The organism is Methylophilus sp. 42 (genome assembly GCF_000384155.1).
GTDB lineage: Bacteria > Pseudomonadota > Gammaproteobacteria > Burkholderiales > Methylophilaceae > Methylophilus.
Genome location: NZ_KB913031.1, coordinates 1175700 through 1190365, shown reverse-complemented (window position 1 = coordinate 1190365; position 14666 = coordinate 1175700). Strand labels below are relative to the sequence as shown.

The following is a 14666-nucleotide window of genomic DNA, read 5'->3' as shown; positions in this document are numbered from 1 at the left end:
TGTTCCTAACTTCATTCACTTATCAAAGCTGATAATCAACACCATGGTTAACGCTTGGTCTTACTGCCCCCGAGAATCGAGCCCAGTACGCCGCGGATAATGGCGCGGCCCAATTGAGAGCCGATCGCGCGCGCAGCAGATTTAGCAGCAGATTCCAGCACAGAATCCGAGCGACTGGTTTTGCCACCTAAAATGCCACCAAGGTCAAAACCAGAGCCCTCTTCTTCTTTTTGCGTTTGCGCCTGCGTGGCTGATGCTGCCTGATCTGCACGTTGTTTGAGAATTTCGTAGGCCGATTCGCGGTCGACCAGCTTATCGTATACGCCAGCGACTAGCGATTGCGCCATCACCTGCTTGCGCTCCGCGTCCGTGGCCGGGCCGACACGGCTTTCTGGTGGACAGACAAACACACGTTCAACCGGGGTCGGCGCGCCTTTTTCATCAAGGAAAGAAACCAGCGCTTCGCCCACCCCCAACTCGGTAATCGCAGTCGCCACGTTTAATTTGGGATTAGCGCGGAAGGTTTGCGCCGCTACTTGCACGGCTTTCTGGTCGCGCGGCGTAAACGCACGCAGCGCGTGCTGCACGCGGTTACCTAATTGGCCCAACACGACATCTGGAATATCCAACGGATTTTGCGACACAAAATACACCCCAACACCTTTGGAACGCACCAGACGCACCACTTGTTCAATCTTTTGCATCAGAATGGCGGGCGCGTCGTTAAATAACAGGTGCGCCTCATCAAAGAAAAATACCAGTTTTGGTTTTTCCATATCGCCGACTTCAGGCAATTTTTCAAATAACTCCGACAATATCCACAGCAACAATGTCGCATAGACGCGTGGCGAATTCAGCAATTTATCCGCTGCCAGGATATTGATAAAGCCTAATCCTTTGGCATCGGTTTGCATCATGTCTTCCAGGTTCAAGGCCGGTTCACCAAACAGGATATCACCGCCCTCGGTTTCCAGTTGCAGCAACGCACGCTGGATGGCGCCGACGCTGGCCGTGGAAATATTGCCGTATTGCGTCTGGTAAGTGGCCGAATTTTCAGCACAATGCTGCGCCATTGCACGCAGGTCTTTCATATCAAGCAACAGCATGCCATTGTCATCGGCGATCTTGAAAATCGCATTCAATACACCGCCCTGCACATCATTCAGGTTGAGCATGCGCGCTAATAGCAACGGCCCCATTTCACTTAAGGTAGTGCGTACCGGATGGCCTTTTTCACCGAACATATCCCAGAACATTGCCGGATAGGCTTTATTGGTATAGTCAGTCAGCCCTAATTGCTGCACCCTGGCCTCGACTTTGGCATTGCCACCGCCCACCTGGCTCATGCCTGACAAGTCGCCTTTGACGTCTGCCATGAATACCGGCACACCGATGCGTGAAAACTGCTCAGCCAGGCTTTGCAAGGTCACCGTTTTACCAGTACCGGTTGCACCGGCAATCAGGCCATGACGGTTAGCCATTTTTGGCAGCATGACGCTGTCGACGTCATTATTTTTTGCGATGAGCATAGGTTGCACCATGGAATGTACTCTTAACAATGAAAGTTAAGTTGAGTATAGGGGATGGCTCTAAAAAGGGGAAGATTGTTGTTTTGCCGGAAGCGCGAAATCGTTTAAAAAAACCTTTAGCCACAGAGGACACAGAGTGCACAGAGAAAAGCTATTGGTGCGCTACAGCGGTAGACATTTTCTCCGTGTCCTCTGTGGCTAAAAAATGTCTTTATAATAAATACTAAAAATCCCCTCGACGGGCTTTTTCCATCAGTTCGATCAAGGCATCTTCAAGCTGTTGCGCCGAGGCCTGTGCCCTGGCAGTCGGCTGTTTGATATTTTTTAAATCATGCGTGGGCCGGTCCAGGCCAAGATATAGTTGGCGTTTGCCACTGGCGTCGGATTTTTCGTAAATAGCCAGGCGGCACGGTGCAAACACCAGAAACTCAGGATGGTCGAGAATAATCTCTGTGCCCATACTTAAATTACAAAAAGTGCGTACTTCTTTCACACCTTGCGGATCCTGGCCGCGCAGCTTCATATGCTCACCAATCGGGAAATTGGCCGGATTGACGAAATTCATGCCTTCCGAAATGGATTTCAGGCTATCGATTAAATCCTGATAAGTCACACCGGCCTTGACCGGCACTTCATAAATCGCGTTATCCAGGTCTATATCTGGCATGCCATGGCCAATGACACGCATATGCGCCGGTGCGGCACAGACTGGCAAGCTCATGATCAAACCCAGGCAACACAATACCTTCAATATGGATAAACGCATGACCAACCTCTTAATGTCTCACACAGATAAAGGCATTACAGCATGTCACCATGCACATCCGTGTGACTGCTATCACAGGTCTTGATGAAATGCACGTTGCACGGTGCGCTTGTCATATTGCGGCGACAACATGGTAATGAAATTCAGCATGTAATCACGCAGAAAAGCATCACGGCGCACCCCCAGATAAGTCGTGCTATTCGGGAACAGATGGCTGCAATCCAGGCTCTTGAGTGGCGCGTCACGCGTTTCTTCATACGCCATATTGGCGATCAGGCCAATGCCCAGGCCCAGATTGACGTACGTTTTAATCACGTCGGCATCAATCGCAGTAAACACGACATTCGGCTGCAAGCCAGCGTCGTGAAACACCTTAGACACCAGCGTGCCGCCCGTGAAGGCAAAGTCATAGGTAATTAAAGGATAATCGGCCAGGTCTTTTAGCGTCAGCACCGCTTTAGCCAGCAGCGGATGCTGTGGCGGCACGACCAGGCAACGGTTCCACTCATAGCAGGACAAGCAGGACAAACGCTCATCGTTACTAATATTTTCTGTCGCAATGCCGACATCAGCCTCACCGGAAGCAACCAGTTCGGTCACTTGCGCCGGGTTACCCTGGTGGATGGTCAATTTCACATTGGGATACTGCGCAATAAACTGCTTGACCGCAGAAGGCAAGCGGTAGCGCGCTTGCGTGTGGGTGGTGGCAATCGTCAGTTCACCGCTATCTTCACGACTATATTCATCGCCGACCCGCTTGATATTTTGCATATCCAGCATGACACGCGCTGACAACTCAACGATTTTACGGCCTGGCTCGGTGACACCGATCAGACGTTTGCCATTGCGCTGAAAAATCTGCAAGCCCAGCTCTTCTTCTAACAGCTGAATCTGCTTGCTGACACCAGGCTGTGAGGTGTGCAATACTTCAGATGCCGCAGAAATATTTAATTGCTGCCGCACAACTTCATGCACATAGCGCAACTGGTGGAATTTCATCACCCGACCTCATATAACCAAATGCTATATCATAGAACATCTGATTATTAAATCAATCATTAAAAACTTGATACTATTCCGCGGTTTATAGTTTTACAAGATACTCCTCATGGAATTCGGATACATACTGGCAGGTTTTGTGGTTGGCTTTTTGGTTGGACTCACCGGTGTAGGTGGCGGCTCGTTAATGACGCCTATCCTGCTATTGATTTACAACATCAAACCGGCTGTGGCCGTAGGCACAGATTTACTTTACGCCTCCATCACCAAGTCCGTTGGCATTTTTGCCCATGGCAAACTTGGCAACATTGACTGGGTAATCGTAAAACGTCTGGCCACGGGCAGCGTCCCCGCCTCCATGCTGACCTTATGGGCGCTGCATAGTATGGATCTGCAATCAGGCAATGTCGTGTCTACCATCAAATTCTGGCTAGGCGTGGCCCTGATTGTGACGTCAGTCGCCGTGCTATTGCGCAACAAGCTGATGTCTCTGGTCGCAAAAGAGGAGTGGATTCCAGCACGCTACGTGCCAGGTGCGACCGTCGTACTGGGCACAGTGCTAGGCGCACTGGTCACGCTGACTTCGGTTGGTGCTGGCGCGCTGGGCGTCACCGCGCTGATTCTGCTTTATCCTAAAGAAAAAATCACCACCATTGTCGGGAGTGATATTGCACATGCCGTGCCGCTGACCCTGGTCGCAGGCCTCGGTCATGCCTCTTTGGGCACCATAGACTATCACTTGCTGGGCACTTTGCTGATAGGCTCCATTCCTGGCATCTATCTCGGCAGCCACTTGAGTTCACGCGTGGCAGAGCACTGGGTACGCATTGCGCTGGCTATGATATTGATTTTTGTAGGCTTTAAGCTGATTTTCCATTAAAATATTGCCTCTTCGCTTTTTGCGAACAAAGTGACTCAAGCATGTACAAATACGACCCTATAGATCAACAAATTGTCAACGAACGCGTCGCCCAATACCGCGACCAAACACGCCGCTATCTGGCTGGCGAGTTAACGGATGAAGAATATCGCCCGCTGCGCTTGCAAAACGGCCTGTATATTCAGCGCCATGCGCCCATGTTGCGTATTGCCGTGCCTTACGGCCTGATATCGAGCAAGCAATTGCGCAAACTTGGTGATATTACCAAGCAGTATGACCGTGGCTACGGCCACTTCAGTACGCGTCAGAACCTGCAATTAAACTGGCCTAAACTGGAAGACACGCCAGACATTCTGGCCGAGCTGGCGACGGTTGAAATGCACGCCATTCAAACCTCTGGCAACTGCATCCGCAACATCACCACTGACCAGTTTGCGGGTATTGCGCCGGACGAAATTATTGATCCACGTGCCGTGGCCGAGATCATGCGCCAATGGAGCACCTTCCACCCTGAATTCGCATTGCTGCCACGCAAATTTAAAATTGCGGTGTCAGGCACAGAAAAAGACCGCGCAATTGTGCAAGCGCACGATATCGGCCTGGAGTTCTACAAAGACGATCAAGGCCAGATGGCGATTAAAGTCTGGGTAGGCGGCGGCTTGGGTCGTACACCGATTCTGGGCACCGTGATTCGCGAGCATCTGGAATGGCAACACGTGCTGTCCTACTGCGAAGCCGTGATTCGCGTCTATAACATTCATGGCCGTCGTGACAATGCGTACAAAGCGCGTATCAAGATTTTGGTCAAAGCACTGGGCATTGAAGAGTTCAAGCGCCAGGTAGAAGAAGAATGGGCGCACTTTAAAGATGGCCCATTGACCATCACGCAAAACGAACTGGATCGCGTTGCCAAGTATTTTGAACCGATGCCATACAAGGACTTGCCTGCGCACGATGCTTCTTTCGACGCGGCAGTGGCCAGCAACCCGGCCTTTGCAGCATGGGTAAAACGTTGCGTACAACCGCACCGCGTGCCTGGTTACCGTGCTGTCACGCTGTCGCTTAAACCACACGGCAAAGCGCCTGGTGATATCACCAGCGAGCAAATGCATGTGGTCGCAGACCTGGCAGACGCCTACAGCTTTGGCGAATTGCGTTCCTCGCACGAGCAAAATCTGATTCTGGCCGACGTGCAATTGTCTGACCTGTTTACTGTATGGCAAAAAGCCCATGCAGCCGGTTTGGCAACACCTAACATTGGTTTGTTGACAGATATTATCTGCTGCCCGGGCGGCGACTTCTGCAGCCTGGCCAACGCCAAGTCGATCCCGATTGCCGAAGCGATTCAAATGCAATTCGACAACCTGGATTACCTGCATGAAATCGGTGACCTTGAACTTAATATTTCAGGCTGCATGAACGCTTGTGGCCATCATCACGTCGGCCATATCGGTATTCTGGGCGTCGATAAGGATGGTTCCGAGTGGTATCAGGTCACCGTCGGTGGCAAACAAGGCAATGACGCCAGCATCGGCAGCGTGATTGGCCCTTCATTCTCGGCAGAAGAAATGCCGGGCGTGGTACAGCGCCTGATTGAGGTCTATGTACGCGAGCGCCAGGACGAAGAGCGTTTTATTGATACCGTACGTCGTCTGGGCGTCGCGCCATTCAAAGCCCATGTCTACGCTGAAAAGGAAACTGCATAATGAGTCAACTGATTCAATTAGCCGCTAATGGCCAAGCCAGCATCGTAGCCGATACATGGACCCGCGTGGTGCCGCCTGCAGCCGGTGAAGAGTCTGTGCGTAAACAGGCCGGTAAAGTGGTGCTGTTCAAACTGACAGGCGAGCAAACCTACACTGCCGAGCAAATTGCCAACACCGAAATCCCTGCCACAGGCAAGATTCTGGTGCCACTGACCATCTGGCAGGCACGCAAAGCAGAGTTGCAATCGCGCCTGCCAACTGGCGAACTGGGCATTATCCTGGCGACCAATGAAACCGCCGAAGCTTTGCAGGCAGAATTTGCCGACCTCAACAGCCTGCCCCTGATTGCAGTGTTTGTAGAGCGTTTTGCAGATGGCCGTATTTTTACCCTGGGCAACTGGCTGCGTACCCGCTTCGGCTTTAAAAACGAACTGCGCGCGATTGGTGACGTATTGCGTGACCAATTGTTTTTCCACAAACGCGCCGGTTTCGACAGCTTTTTGATTCGTGCCGACCGCTCAGCGGAAGATGCGCTGGCCAGCCTGAACGACTTTAGCCAGCCTTATCAAGGCGGTGTGGCAGATGTGCCGGTATGGCGCAGGATCAGCCGCGCATGAGTTTCGGCGTCAGCATGCTCAAACCGGCCGCCAACAACCCGGCCATCCGTCCACAGCTGACAGATGCGCTGATTGCCAGCGTCCACACCAAGCGTGCGCAAGCATTGGCTTTGCTGCAATCTGCAGCAGCCGAATTTCCTGCGATCACCTTTGCCAACAGCTATGGTGCTGAAGACATGGTCTTGACTGATCTGATCAGCAAGGAAAACCTGCCCATAGAGATATTCTCACTGGACACCGGCCGCCTGCCTGCTGAAACCTATACGCTGATGGGCGAGGTTGAGCAAACCTACGTGATCAAACCGCTGGTGTTTTTTCCCAAACACGAAGCCGTGGAAAGTTACGTGCGTACGCAAGGCATCAATGCCTTCTACGAAAGCATAGACCTGCGCAAGGCCTGCTGCCATATGCGCAAAGTGGAGCCATTGCAACGTGCGCTGGCGAATAAGCAGGCCTGGATTACCGGCATGCGTGCCGAACAGGCGGCGACCCGTGCCAGTTTGCCTGTACGCGAGTTTGACGCAGGCAACAAACTGGAAAAATTCAATCCGCTGAGTGACTGGACAGAAAAAGAAGTCTGGGCCTACATTCGCCTGTTCGAAGTCCCTTATAACGCCCTGCATGAGCAATTTTACCCAAGCATTGGTTGTGCGCCGTGTACGCGCGCCGTCGCCATGGGTGAAGATATCCGTGCTGGTCGCTGGTGGTGGGAAAATCCCGACAGCAAAGAGTGCGGATTGCACGTAAAGAAATAGTGATCCGTCGATAAACGCGGATGAACGCCGATCAAAAGAAAAATATTTCTTCTGTGCCTCAGGCCATTTAGTGCTGTAAAAATGACCAAGGCCTCATCGGCATCAATCTGTGTTTATCGGCGGTTTAAAAATTTGATTGGTTTTTTAAAGATGACAATGAAACAACCTTTATCTCATCTCGACTGGCTGGAAGCAGAAGCCATTCATATTCTGCGTGAAGTCGCAGGTCAGTGCGCCAACCCGGTATTGCTGTTTTCCGGCGGTAAAGATTCGCTGTGCATTTTGCGCCTGGCTGAAAAAGCATTCCGTCCTGGCCGCTTTCCGTTCCCGTTGTTGCATATCGACACCGGGCACAACTACCAGGAGGTGGTTAACTTCCGTGACCAGCGCGCGGCAGAATTAGGCGAGCGCCTGATTGTGCGTTCAGTGGAAGACTCCATGAAACGTGGTACCGTGGTACTGAAATCAGCAGATGAGCCACGTAATAAACACCAGTCTGTGACCTTGCTCGAAGCGATTGAAGAGTTCGGTTTTGACTGCTGCATTGGCGGCGCCCGCAGGGATGAGGAAAAAGCCCGTGCCAAAGAACGTATCATGAGTTTCCGTGATGAATTCGGCCAATGGGATCCGAAAAACCAGCGTCCGGAACTGTGGAACCTGTATAACGCTCGCGTGCACAAGGGTGAAAACATCCGCGCCTTCCCGATCTCTAACTGGACCGAGATGGACGTTTGGCAATATATCGAACGTGAAAAGCTGGAATTACCTAGTATTTACTTTGCACACCAACGCGATATCGTCATGCGTCATGGCGCCATTTTCCCAATTAATGTGCCACTGTCTAATGGCGATTTCATTAATCAGCCTAAAGCCGGTGAAGAAGTGATCAATATGCAGGTGCGCTTCCGCACGGTGGGTGATATCACCTGCACGGCGCCAGTGATTTCAGATGCTGATGACGTCAGCAAAATTGTACTGGAAACAGCGACCACCACCATTACCGAGCGCGGCGCAACCCGTCTGGATGACCAGACGTCGGATGCATCGATGGAACAGCGCAAAAAAGAAGGTTACTTTTAATTTCTGCCACAGAGTGACCTGCGTGTTCTCTGTGGCTTAATAAAGACATGACAATCATGACGACACACAACGATTCATTACTCCGTTTTATGACCTGCGGCTCTGTCGATGATGGCAAAAGCACGCTGATCGGCCGTCTGCTATACGACACCAAAACCATTCTGGCAGACACGCTGAACAATATTGAACGCACTTCACAAAAGCGCGGCATGGAAGCGGTCGACCTGTCCCTGCTGACAGATGGCCTGCAAGCCGAGCGTGAGCAAGGCATCACCATCGACGTTGCTTATCGCTATTTCAGTACCGGCACACGTAAATACATCATTGCCGATGCGCCTGGCCATGAACAATATACACGCAACATGGTGACTGCGGCGTCTACAGCCAACCTGGCGATTATCCTGATTGATGCGCGTAAAGGCGTGCTGACGCAAACGCGTCGCCACAGCTACCTGGCACACCTGGTGGGTATTCCACATATCGTCGTTGCCGTGAACAAAATGGACCTGGTAAATTACGACCAGGCCGTCTATGAAAAAATCAAGGCAGACTACATTGCTTTTGCCACCGAAATTGGCCTGGCACAGGCGCGCGATATCAAGTTCATGCCTATGTCTGCCCTCAATGGCGACATGCTGGTAGACCGTTTGGACAATATGAACTGGTACCAGGGTGAGACTTTGATCGACATTCTGGAAGCGGCGCCAGCGGCACATAGCGAACAGAACGAAGCCTTCCGTTTTCCGGTGCAGTTTGTCTGCCGTCCGCATGATTCTGCCAATCCGGAATTGCATGACTTCCGTGGCTTTATGGGCCGCGTCGAATCTGGCGCGATTACCGTCGGTGATGCCGTGACTGTGTTGCCAAACGGTTACCAATCAAAAGTAAAAGCCATTCAACTGGGTAATGAGCAACTGCAAAGTGCACAAACTGAGCAAAGCATCACCCTGTTGCTGGAAGACGAAATTGACACCTCACGCGGCGACATGATCGTTAAAACCAGCGAAACCACAGAAGCCGTCAAACAAATTGAAGCGCATGTATGCTGGCTGTCTGAGACACCGCTGTCTCCTGCCCGTACTTACATCGTGCGTCATACCACACGTGAATCTAAAGCCAAAATTGGCAGTATTCAATACAAGGTAGATGTGAACACTTTGGAGCAACAAACCGCGACAGATCTCAAAATGAATGATATCGCCCGTGTCAGCTTTAAACTGGCACAGCCACTGATGGTCGACAGCTACGACAAAAACCGCGCCACAGGTGCCTTTATTATTATTGACGAAAGCAGCAACAACACCGTTGGCGCTGGCATGATTGTCTAATCCACCACTGTCTAATCACCACCAGGGTGAGGAAAGACAAGCCAACACATCGTCAAGTTGGCTAAATTGCAATAAAATATCGTTTTGGCTGAAATAGCCGGCAAAGGATTTAAAACATGACTTATGTAGTAACCGAAAATTGTATTCAGTGCAAATATACCGACTGCGTAGATGTTTGCCCGGTAGATTGCTTTGTTGAAGGCCCGAACTTCCTGGCGATTAACCCGGATGAGTGCATTGACTGCACCCTGTGCGTCGCTGAGTGCCCGGCAGAAGCCATTTTCTCTGAAGATGACGTGCCAGCAGACCAGCAGCACTTTATTGAACTCAATGCGCGCCTCTCTACCGTTTGGCCAACAATTACGGCACGTAAAGAGCCGCTGCCAGATGCAGATGCCATGAATGGTAAAGCAGGCAAAACAGCACAGTTGATTGAATAAGCCGTTAGCATTCAAGCCAAACACGTAAAAGCCGCTCATTGAGCGGCTTTTTGTTTGATTGCCTGGCCCCAAAAAAAGAGATGGCCAGACAATTATCGTCAATGAGGGAGGGTTACCTTAAGCAGAAACCAATGGCCGTTGGCTGGAATTGATGCCCGCCCCCCGTGTAATACGCGGTACCACTGGCGTAGCCAATCAGGGCGCGATCTGAACTGGTCAACTGCACGACGTAACCACACTTGGTCATGCCGGTGGTTTCTAAACGCCAGGTGCCAGACTCATTGCTTGATGTGAGCACAACGGGTATTTTAGTTAACACGCCACCCGGATTACCAAGAATCGCAATCGAAACGCTCCCCAGAAAATCGTCTGCCGCGCTATAACTGCCGGTAATGGCATCACCGACTTTAATATCAGAACAAGGCCCTTGATCCATGGTAATGCTGGCGGTCGGGGCGGCGTTATCCACCCGAACCTTAATCGTATTCGATAAATAAGTGGTCGCCGGATTTAAAGGATCCACGACTTCCATCTGCAGCCAGCGGTAAGGGCTGGCATCGCCTGCCGTGTGCAAAACGCCTAGAATATCCAGATTGACAAAGGTTTGTAGCGGCGCAATCAAATCTTCCTGATATTCAATATAGCCATCTGCCAGCGGTGCTTGCGTGACGGGTGCGGGGAAGGTCCAGGTACCGCCACTTAACTGCTCCAACGCCAGTTTGAATGCGTTAGCAACCGGTTTAAAGGTGATACCATCCGTGCTGTAGTTCAAGCGGTACTTGAGCTTGGCTACCCCACTACTCGCATCTGGGGCATTGCCAATATGGCCGCTAATCCAGAGACTGTTGCCAAACGGTGCATCGCTGAATGCGGCGTTGGTCAATGTCCCCGTCGTCGGATGAATGTCGGCAATACTTTGCCCACAAACCGCCGTAATCATCGGGGCCGGCTTCCAGCTTTGGTCAATCATGCCTGGTGTTAACATGACGGTGGTGTTTTCAGTATTGCCCCACACAGGCTTATAGTCTGGCGTATTGGCGGGTGGCGGTGAGCTCCAGGAAAGGATCGCGCGCATTTTGGCGTAAACGGGCCCCTGCTTGCAGGGTTTTTTATACTGACTCAAATCAACAGGTAGAAACACCGCATAGTTAAAACCATCTTTGGGCAAGCTATTGATATCATGCACCTGCACCGAAGTGAGGCCCATGTCTTGCCAGCCCGCGCCAAAATCGAGGTAAAAACGCACATACTCCTGACTGCCCTTGGTACACAAGTTGCCTGAATAGCCCTGTGATTTCTTGATTTTTAACACGCCAACCAAATGGTCCAGCGTTGCTCTGGGTTGCAGGCCAATACAATTAAGCTCTTCAAAATCGATATTGCCATCGGTATTGGCAATGCTCTCTACGACTTTAGACCAGTCAAACTTCAGCGGACCAAACGAGTGTTTTACCTGCGCCTGCAAAGCACTGAGTTGGGCAGGCTGCGCCATCAATGTTTGCACTAAAGGATAAGCCAACCGATGTGGGGCTAACTGCGCTTCTTGATAGCTTTGCTCCAGAGCAACATAATTGACAGGCAATACGGCGGTGGGAATTTTCAGATCCAGATCGATCAATTCACTCACGTCTTTCAAGATTGCACTATCAATCACATCTTTAAGCAGCAGGCTTTGTACCGGCTGGGCCAGGATATGTGCATTCACCACATTGCCCCACACTGGTGTGTAATGTGGGGTATTGGCAGGCGGCGCAACCCCCCAGGACAAAATGGCGCGTGCCAAGAGCTGATTTGCTTTCTTGCATGAATAGCGCTTAATATCCACCAGCATCTCTACCGCATACTCCAAACGACCTTCATGCTTCACATCATGGACATTTAAGCTGGTCAGCCCCTGATCAACCCAGGTGGCCCCATCGTCAAATGATAAATAAAACCTGATATATTCTTGTGAGCCTGCCGAACACAAACTGCCTGAGTAACCACTGTCCTGGTTGATATAAACAATGGCTTTGAGTAGGTTAAATTGCGGCTGCAATCCCAGACAACCCAGATTCTCATAGTGGGTATTGCCTTGTATTTTTTGCACCGCTTTGGGAAAGCCAGCGCCCGGCAAATGACCAAAGTAATTAGCATTGCCTACAATCAGGGTTTGAAAATGACTCCGCAATTTGCTTAGTTCAGCGGAAACGACTTGGCGTTTAAATGGTTGATTTTGCATGGTGCTTCATCCTCAGTCAGGTTATGATTGAATACATTTGAAGCATTCAAATTACGCAACTGAACGAAAGAAGACCATACTGCAATTGCATACATTTTCTAAGAAAATAGATGCAATTGATATGATTTAATGCTTTTTTGACGATACTTCCAGCCAACCATTTTCCTCAGCAGTTTTAAGTGCTGCATAGCGTGAGTTGACGTTCATCAGTGCCATGGCGCGCTGAAACTCGGTGCGCACGGTGGCCGGTGACTTGTTTAAATGGACGGCCAACACCTTGGATTCTGTGGTTTTAAATTTCTGGCAGGCTTTCATTAAATCAGATAGCGCCGGTGTCAATGGATTGTCATACATAATCAGGCTCTCTCAATCAGGTTAAAGTAATATATCCACACTCAAAATATGATGCTGATAAATACAATAACATAATATTATTAACTTTTATTAACATTTAAAAGTCAATCGGCATAAAGAGCGTGCTCGCACAACGCGCGCGATCATCGCCAGAGAAATTTAAACACTGGATTACCGACGAGAATACGCCAGAACAAGCGCGTGAATCAGTTGATGCAGGAACCTGGGCAAAACCGCCCAAGTTACGCTAGGAGTTTTTTAACCGGACCGTAGCTACGCCTATGTTCCGGCGTGATGCCATATTGCGCCAAACGCGCCAAATGCAAGGCCGTGGGATAGCCCTTATGCTGTGCAAAACCGTATTGTGGATATTGGGCATCAAGCACCAGCAAGGAAGCATCCCTGGCCGTTTTAGCGAGGATAGAGGCGGCAGAAATTTCAGCGACTTTACTATCGCCTTTGACAATTGCTTCACAAGGTAACTCAAATTTCGGGCTGCGATTACCGTCGACCTGGATGAGTGTTGCATGCACCCCGTACTGTGCCACCATCGCCTGGTAGGCGCGCTGCATGGCCAGCAGGCTGGCTTGCAGGATATTGATCTCATCGATCTCCTGCGCACTGACGCTGGCAATGCCCCATGCCAGTGCATGCGCCTTAATCTCAACGGCCAACGCATCACGCTTGGCTTCAGACAGTTTTTTTGAGTCTGCCAGGCCAGCAATCGGCCGTTCCGGGTCGAGAATCACCGCCGCCGCGTACACCGCACCGGCCAACGGCCCCCTACCAGCTTCATCAATGCCACAAAGTCCTTGCATCAACATCAAGCCTGTAAAAACTGTTTGACGACAGCGGCGGCTTTCTGCGCACTGTTTTGTTTGAGTTGTGCATGAATATGGCGGTATTTTTCCTGCAACACAGCGAGACCGGTTTTATCTGCCAGTAAATTGTAGAGTGTCTGTGCGACACCTTCTGGCGTCGCTTCTTTTTGCAACAACTCAGGTACGATAAATTCGCCAGCTAAAATATTGGGCAGGCCAACATAAGGCTGCAAGCGCATGCGTTTAAGCAACTGCCAGCTCATATTAGACATTTTGTAAGTGATCACCATGGGCTTTTTCAACAAAGCCGCCTCCAGCGTGGCCGTGCCTGAGGCAACTAACACGGCATCTGCCGCGGTCATCGCATCATGCGCATGGCCAAACATAATTTGCAGGTCTATGGCAGTATCAGGTTTTTGCGTTAATAGCTGGTGCCAGGCACTGGTAAAAATGTCACGCGTTTCGCGCGTCACCAGCGGCACCAGAAACTGAACCTGCTGTCCGTTCTCACGCATCAAGCGATCAAACACAATGGCAGTTTCCAGCAATAACTCAGCATGAAAATTCACCTCAGACTGGCGACTGCCTGGCAACATGGCAATCACCACATGGTTTTTCTTCAATTTGAGCTTTTCCCTGGCCTGGCCAACATCCGGCTCCATGGGCAAAGCATCCGCCAAAGGGTGGCCGATATACGTCACAGGCACACCAACCTGCTGATACAGCGCAGGCTCAAACGGGAACAGCGCCAGCATGTGTGAAACAGCGCGTTTGATTTTATGGATGCGGTTTTGCCGCCAGGCCCAGATCGAAGGGCTGACGTAATGGATGGTCGCGATGCCTTTGGCTTTGAGCTTACGCTCTAACCAGAAATTGAAGTCCGGCGCATCAATGCCAATAAACACATCCGGCCGCTCTTTCAGGATATGCTTGTACAACTGCTTGCGCAGCTTTAACAAGCCCCACAGATGCCTGAGCACCTCGAGATAACCACGTACTGACAGGCGTTCTATCGGAAATAATGATTTGGCGCCCAGGCCCATCATTTTAGGACCAGCAATGCCAAAAATCTCAACGTCAGGATGCAGTGATTTCAGCTCCTGAATGAGGTGATAGCCCAGCAAGTCTCCGGAGGCCTCTCCCGCCACCATTGCAATCTTAGCCATAGTT

14 protein-coding genes are annotated in these 14666 nt (G+C 50.8%); 7 read left to right on the top strand and 7 right to left on the bottom strand.

What is annotated here, in order from left to right; genetic code table 11:
• Positions 1-47 precede the first annotated feature (47 nt).
• From MET42_RS0105860 to MET42_RS0105845, 3 genes are all read right to left on the bottom strand, one after another.
• Entirely contained in the window at positions 48-1541 is a 1494-nt protein-coding gene (locus MET42_RS0105860) for a helicase HerA-like C-terminal domain-containing protein (RefSeq protein WP_019881899.1), read from the bottom strand.
• A 211-nt stretch (positions 1542-1752) separates the two neighbouring features.
• On the bottom strand, positions 1753-2250 hold the full coding sequence (locus tag MET42_RS0105850) for a DUF302 domain-containing protein (protein WP_019915228.1): 498 nt from the start codon (positions 2248-2250) through the stop codon (positions 1753-1755).
• A gap of 117 nt (positions 2251-2367) precedes the next feature.
• Positions 2368-3294, bottom strand: coding sequence for a CysB family HTH-type transcriptional regulator (locus MET42_RS0105845; protein ID WP_019881895.1), 927 nt, complete (start codon positions 3292-3294; stop codon positions 2368-2370).
• Between the two features lie 109 nt (positions 3295-3403).
• On the opposite strand from MET42_RS0105845, the gene MET42_RS0105840 reads away from it, so the two are divergent.
• The 7 genes from MET42_RS0105840 (at position 3404) to fdxA (ending at position 10100) form a co-directional block, all read left to right on the top strand.
• The gene (locus MET42_RS0105840; RefSeq protein WP_019881894.1) at positions 3404-4174 is read left to right on the top strand and encodes a sulfite exporter TauE/SafE family protein; all 771 of its coding nucleotides are present in this window, start codon (positions 3404-3406) and stop codon (positions 4172-4174) included.
• Positions 4175-4215: 41 nt separating this feature from the next.
• Positions 4216-5880, top strand: a complete 1665-nt coding sequence (locus MET42_RS0105835) for a nitrite/sulfite reductase (protein ID WP_019881893.1) — start codon at positions 4216-4218, stop codon at positions 5878-5880.
• Entirely contained in the window at positions 5880-6497 is a 618-nt protein-coding gene (locus MET42_RS0105830; protein WP_019881892.1) for a DUF934 domain-containing protein, read from the top strand. Before MET42_RS0105835 ends, MET42_RS0105830 begins: the two co-directional genes overlap by 1 nt.
• Positions 6494-7252, top strand: a complete 759-nt coding sequence (locus MET42_RS0105825) for a phosphoadenylyl-sulfate reductase (RefSeq protein ID WP_029512344.1) — start codon at positions 6494-6496, stop codon at positions 7250-7252. Before MET42_RS0105830 ends, MET42_RS0105825 begins: the two co-directional genes overlap by 4 nt.
• A gap of 156 nt (positions 7253-7408) precedes the next feature.
• On the top strand, positions 7409-8332 hold the full coding sequence (gene cysD, locus MET42_RS0105820) for a sulfate adenylyltransferase subunit CysD (RefSeq protein ID WP_019881890.1): 924 nt from the start codon (positions 7409-7411) through the stop codon (positions 8330-8332).
• 47 nt (positions 8333-8379) lie between these two features.
• On the top strand, positions 8380-9660 hold the full coding sequence (gene cysN / locus MET42_RS0105815; RefSeq protein ID WP_051089055.1) for a sulfate adenylyltransferase subunit CysN: 1281 nt from the start codon (positions 8380-8382) through the stop codon (positions 9658-9660).
• A 116-nt stretch (positions 9661-9776) separates the two neighbouring features.
• Positions 9777-10100 (top strand): ferredoxin FdxA, encoded by a 324-nt coding sequence (fdxA, locus tag MET42_RS0105810; RefSeq protein ID WP_019881888.1) that lies wholly within the window; start codon positions 9777-9779, stop codon positions 10098-10100.
• 112 nt (positions 10101-10212) lie between these two features.
• Here the strand turns inward: fdxA and MET42_RS0105805 are convergent, their stop codons facing one another.
• The 4 genes from MET42_RS0105805 to lpxB form a co-directional block, all read right to left on the bottom strand.
• Positions 10213-12321: a hypothetical protein gene (locus MET42_RS0105805; protein ID WP_019881887.1), complete on the bottom strand. Its 2109-nt coding sequence runs from the start codon at positions 12319-12321 to the stop codon at positions 10213-10215.
• 126 nt (positions 12322-12447) lie between these two features.
• Positions 12448-12675 carry a response regulator transcription factor gene (locus tag MET42_RS0105800; RefSeq protein ID WP_019881886.1) on the bottom strand — a complete coding sequence of 76 codons (228 nt, stop codon included), beginning with the start codon at positions 12673-12675 and terminating at the stop codon, positions 12448-12450.
• A gap of 242 nt (positions 12676-12917) precedes the next feature.
• Positions 12918-13499 carry a ribonuclease HII gene (gene rnhB, locus MET42_RS0105795; RefSeq protein ID WP_019881885.1) on the bottom strand — a complete coding sequence of 194 codons (582 nt, stop codon included), beginning with the start codon at positions 13497-13499 and terminating at the stop codon, positions 12918-12920.
• The gene (gene lpxB / locus MET42_RS0105790; RefSeq protein ID WP_019881884.1) at positions 13499-14662 is read right to left on the bottom strand and encodes a lipid-A-disaccharide synthase; all 1164 of its coding nucleotides are present in this window, start codon (positions 14660-14662) and stop codon (positions 13499-13501) included. The genes rnhB and lpxB overlap by 1 nt, the downstream gene beginning before the upstream one ends.
• Positions 14663-14666 lie beyond the last annotated feature (4 nt).

Coding starts and splice junctions, on each gene's coding strand:
- MET42_RS0105830 (WP_019881892.1), top strand. CDS start 5,880: ATGAGTCAACTGATTCAATTAGCCGCTAATGGCCAAGCCAGCATCGTA.
- cysD (WP_019881890.1), top strand. CDS start 7,409: ATGAAACAACCTTTATCTCATCTCGACTGGCTGGAAGCAGAAGCCATT.
- MET42_RS0105840 (WP_019881894.1), top strand. CDS start 3,404: ATGGAATTCGGATACATACTGGCAGGTTTTGTGGTTGGCTTTTTGGTT.
- MET42_RS0105805 (WP_019881887.1), bottom strand. CDS start 12,321: ATGCAAAATCAACCATTTAAACGCCAAGTCGTTTCCGCTGAACTAAGC.
- MET42_RS0105835 (WP_019881893.1), top strand. CDS start 4,216: ATGTACAAATACGACCCTATAGATCAACAAATTGTCAACGAACGCGTC.
- fdxA (WP_019881888.1), top strand. CDS start 9,777: ATGACTTATGTAGTAACCGAAAATTGTATTCAGTGCAAATATACCGAC.
- MET42_RS0105825 (WP_029512344.1), top strand. CDS start 6,494: ATGAGTTTCGGCGTCAGCATGCTCAAACCGGCCGCCAACAACCCGGCC.
- MET42_RS0105860 (WP_019881899.1), bottom strand. CDS start 1,541: ATGGTGCAACCTATGCTCATCGCAAAAAATAATGACGTCGACAGCGTC.
- MET42_RS0105850 (WP_019915228.1), bottom strand. CDS start 2,250: ATGAGCTTGCCAGTCTGTGCCGCACCGGCGCATATGCGTGTCATTGGC.
- cysN (WP_051089055.1), top strand. CDS start 8,380: ATGACAATCATGACGACACACAACGATTCATTACTCCGTTTTATGACC.
- MET42_RS0105800 (WP_019881886.1), bottom strand. CDS start 12,675: ATGTATGACAATCCATTGACACCGGCGCTATCTGATTTAATGAAAGCC.
- MET42_RS0105845 (WP_019881895.1), bottom strand. CDS start 3,294: ATGAAATTCCACCAGTTGCGCTATGTGCATGAAGTTGTGCGGCAGCAA.
- rnhB (WP_019881885.1), bottom strand. CDS start 13,499: ATGTTGATGCAAGGACTTTGTGGCATTGATGAAGCTGGTAGGGGGCCG.
- lpxB (WP_019881884.1), bottom strand. CDS start 14,662: ATGGCTAAGATTGCAATGGTGGCGGGAGAGGCCTCCGGAGACTTGCTG.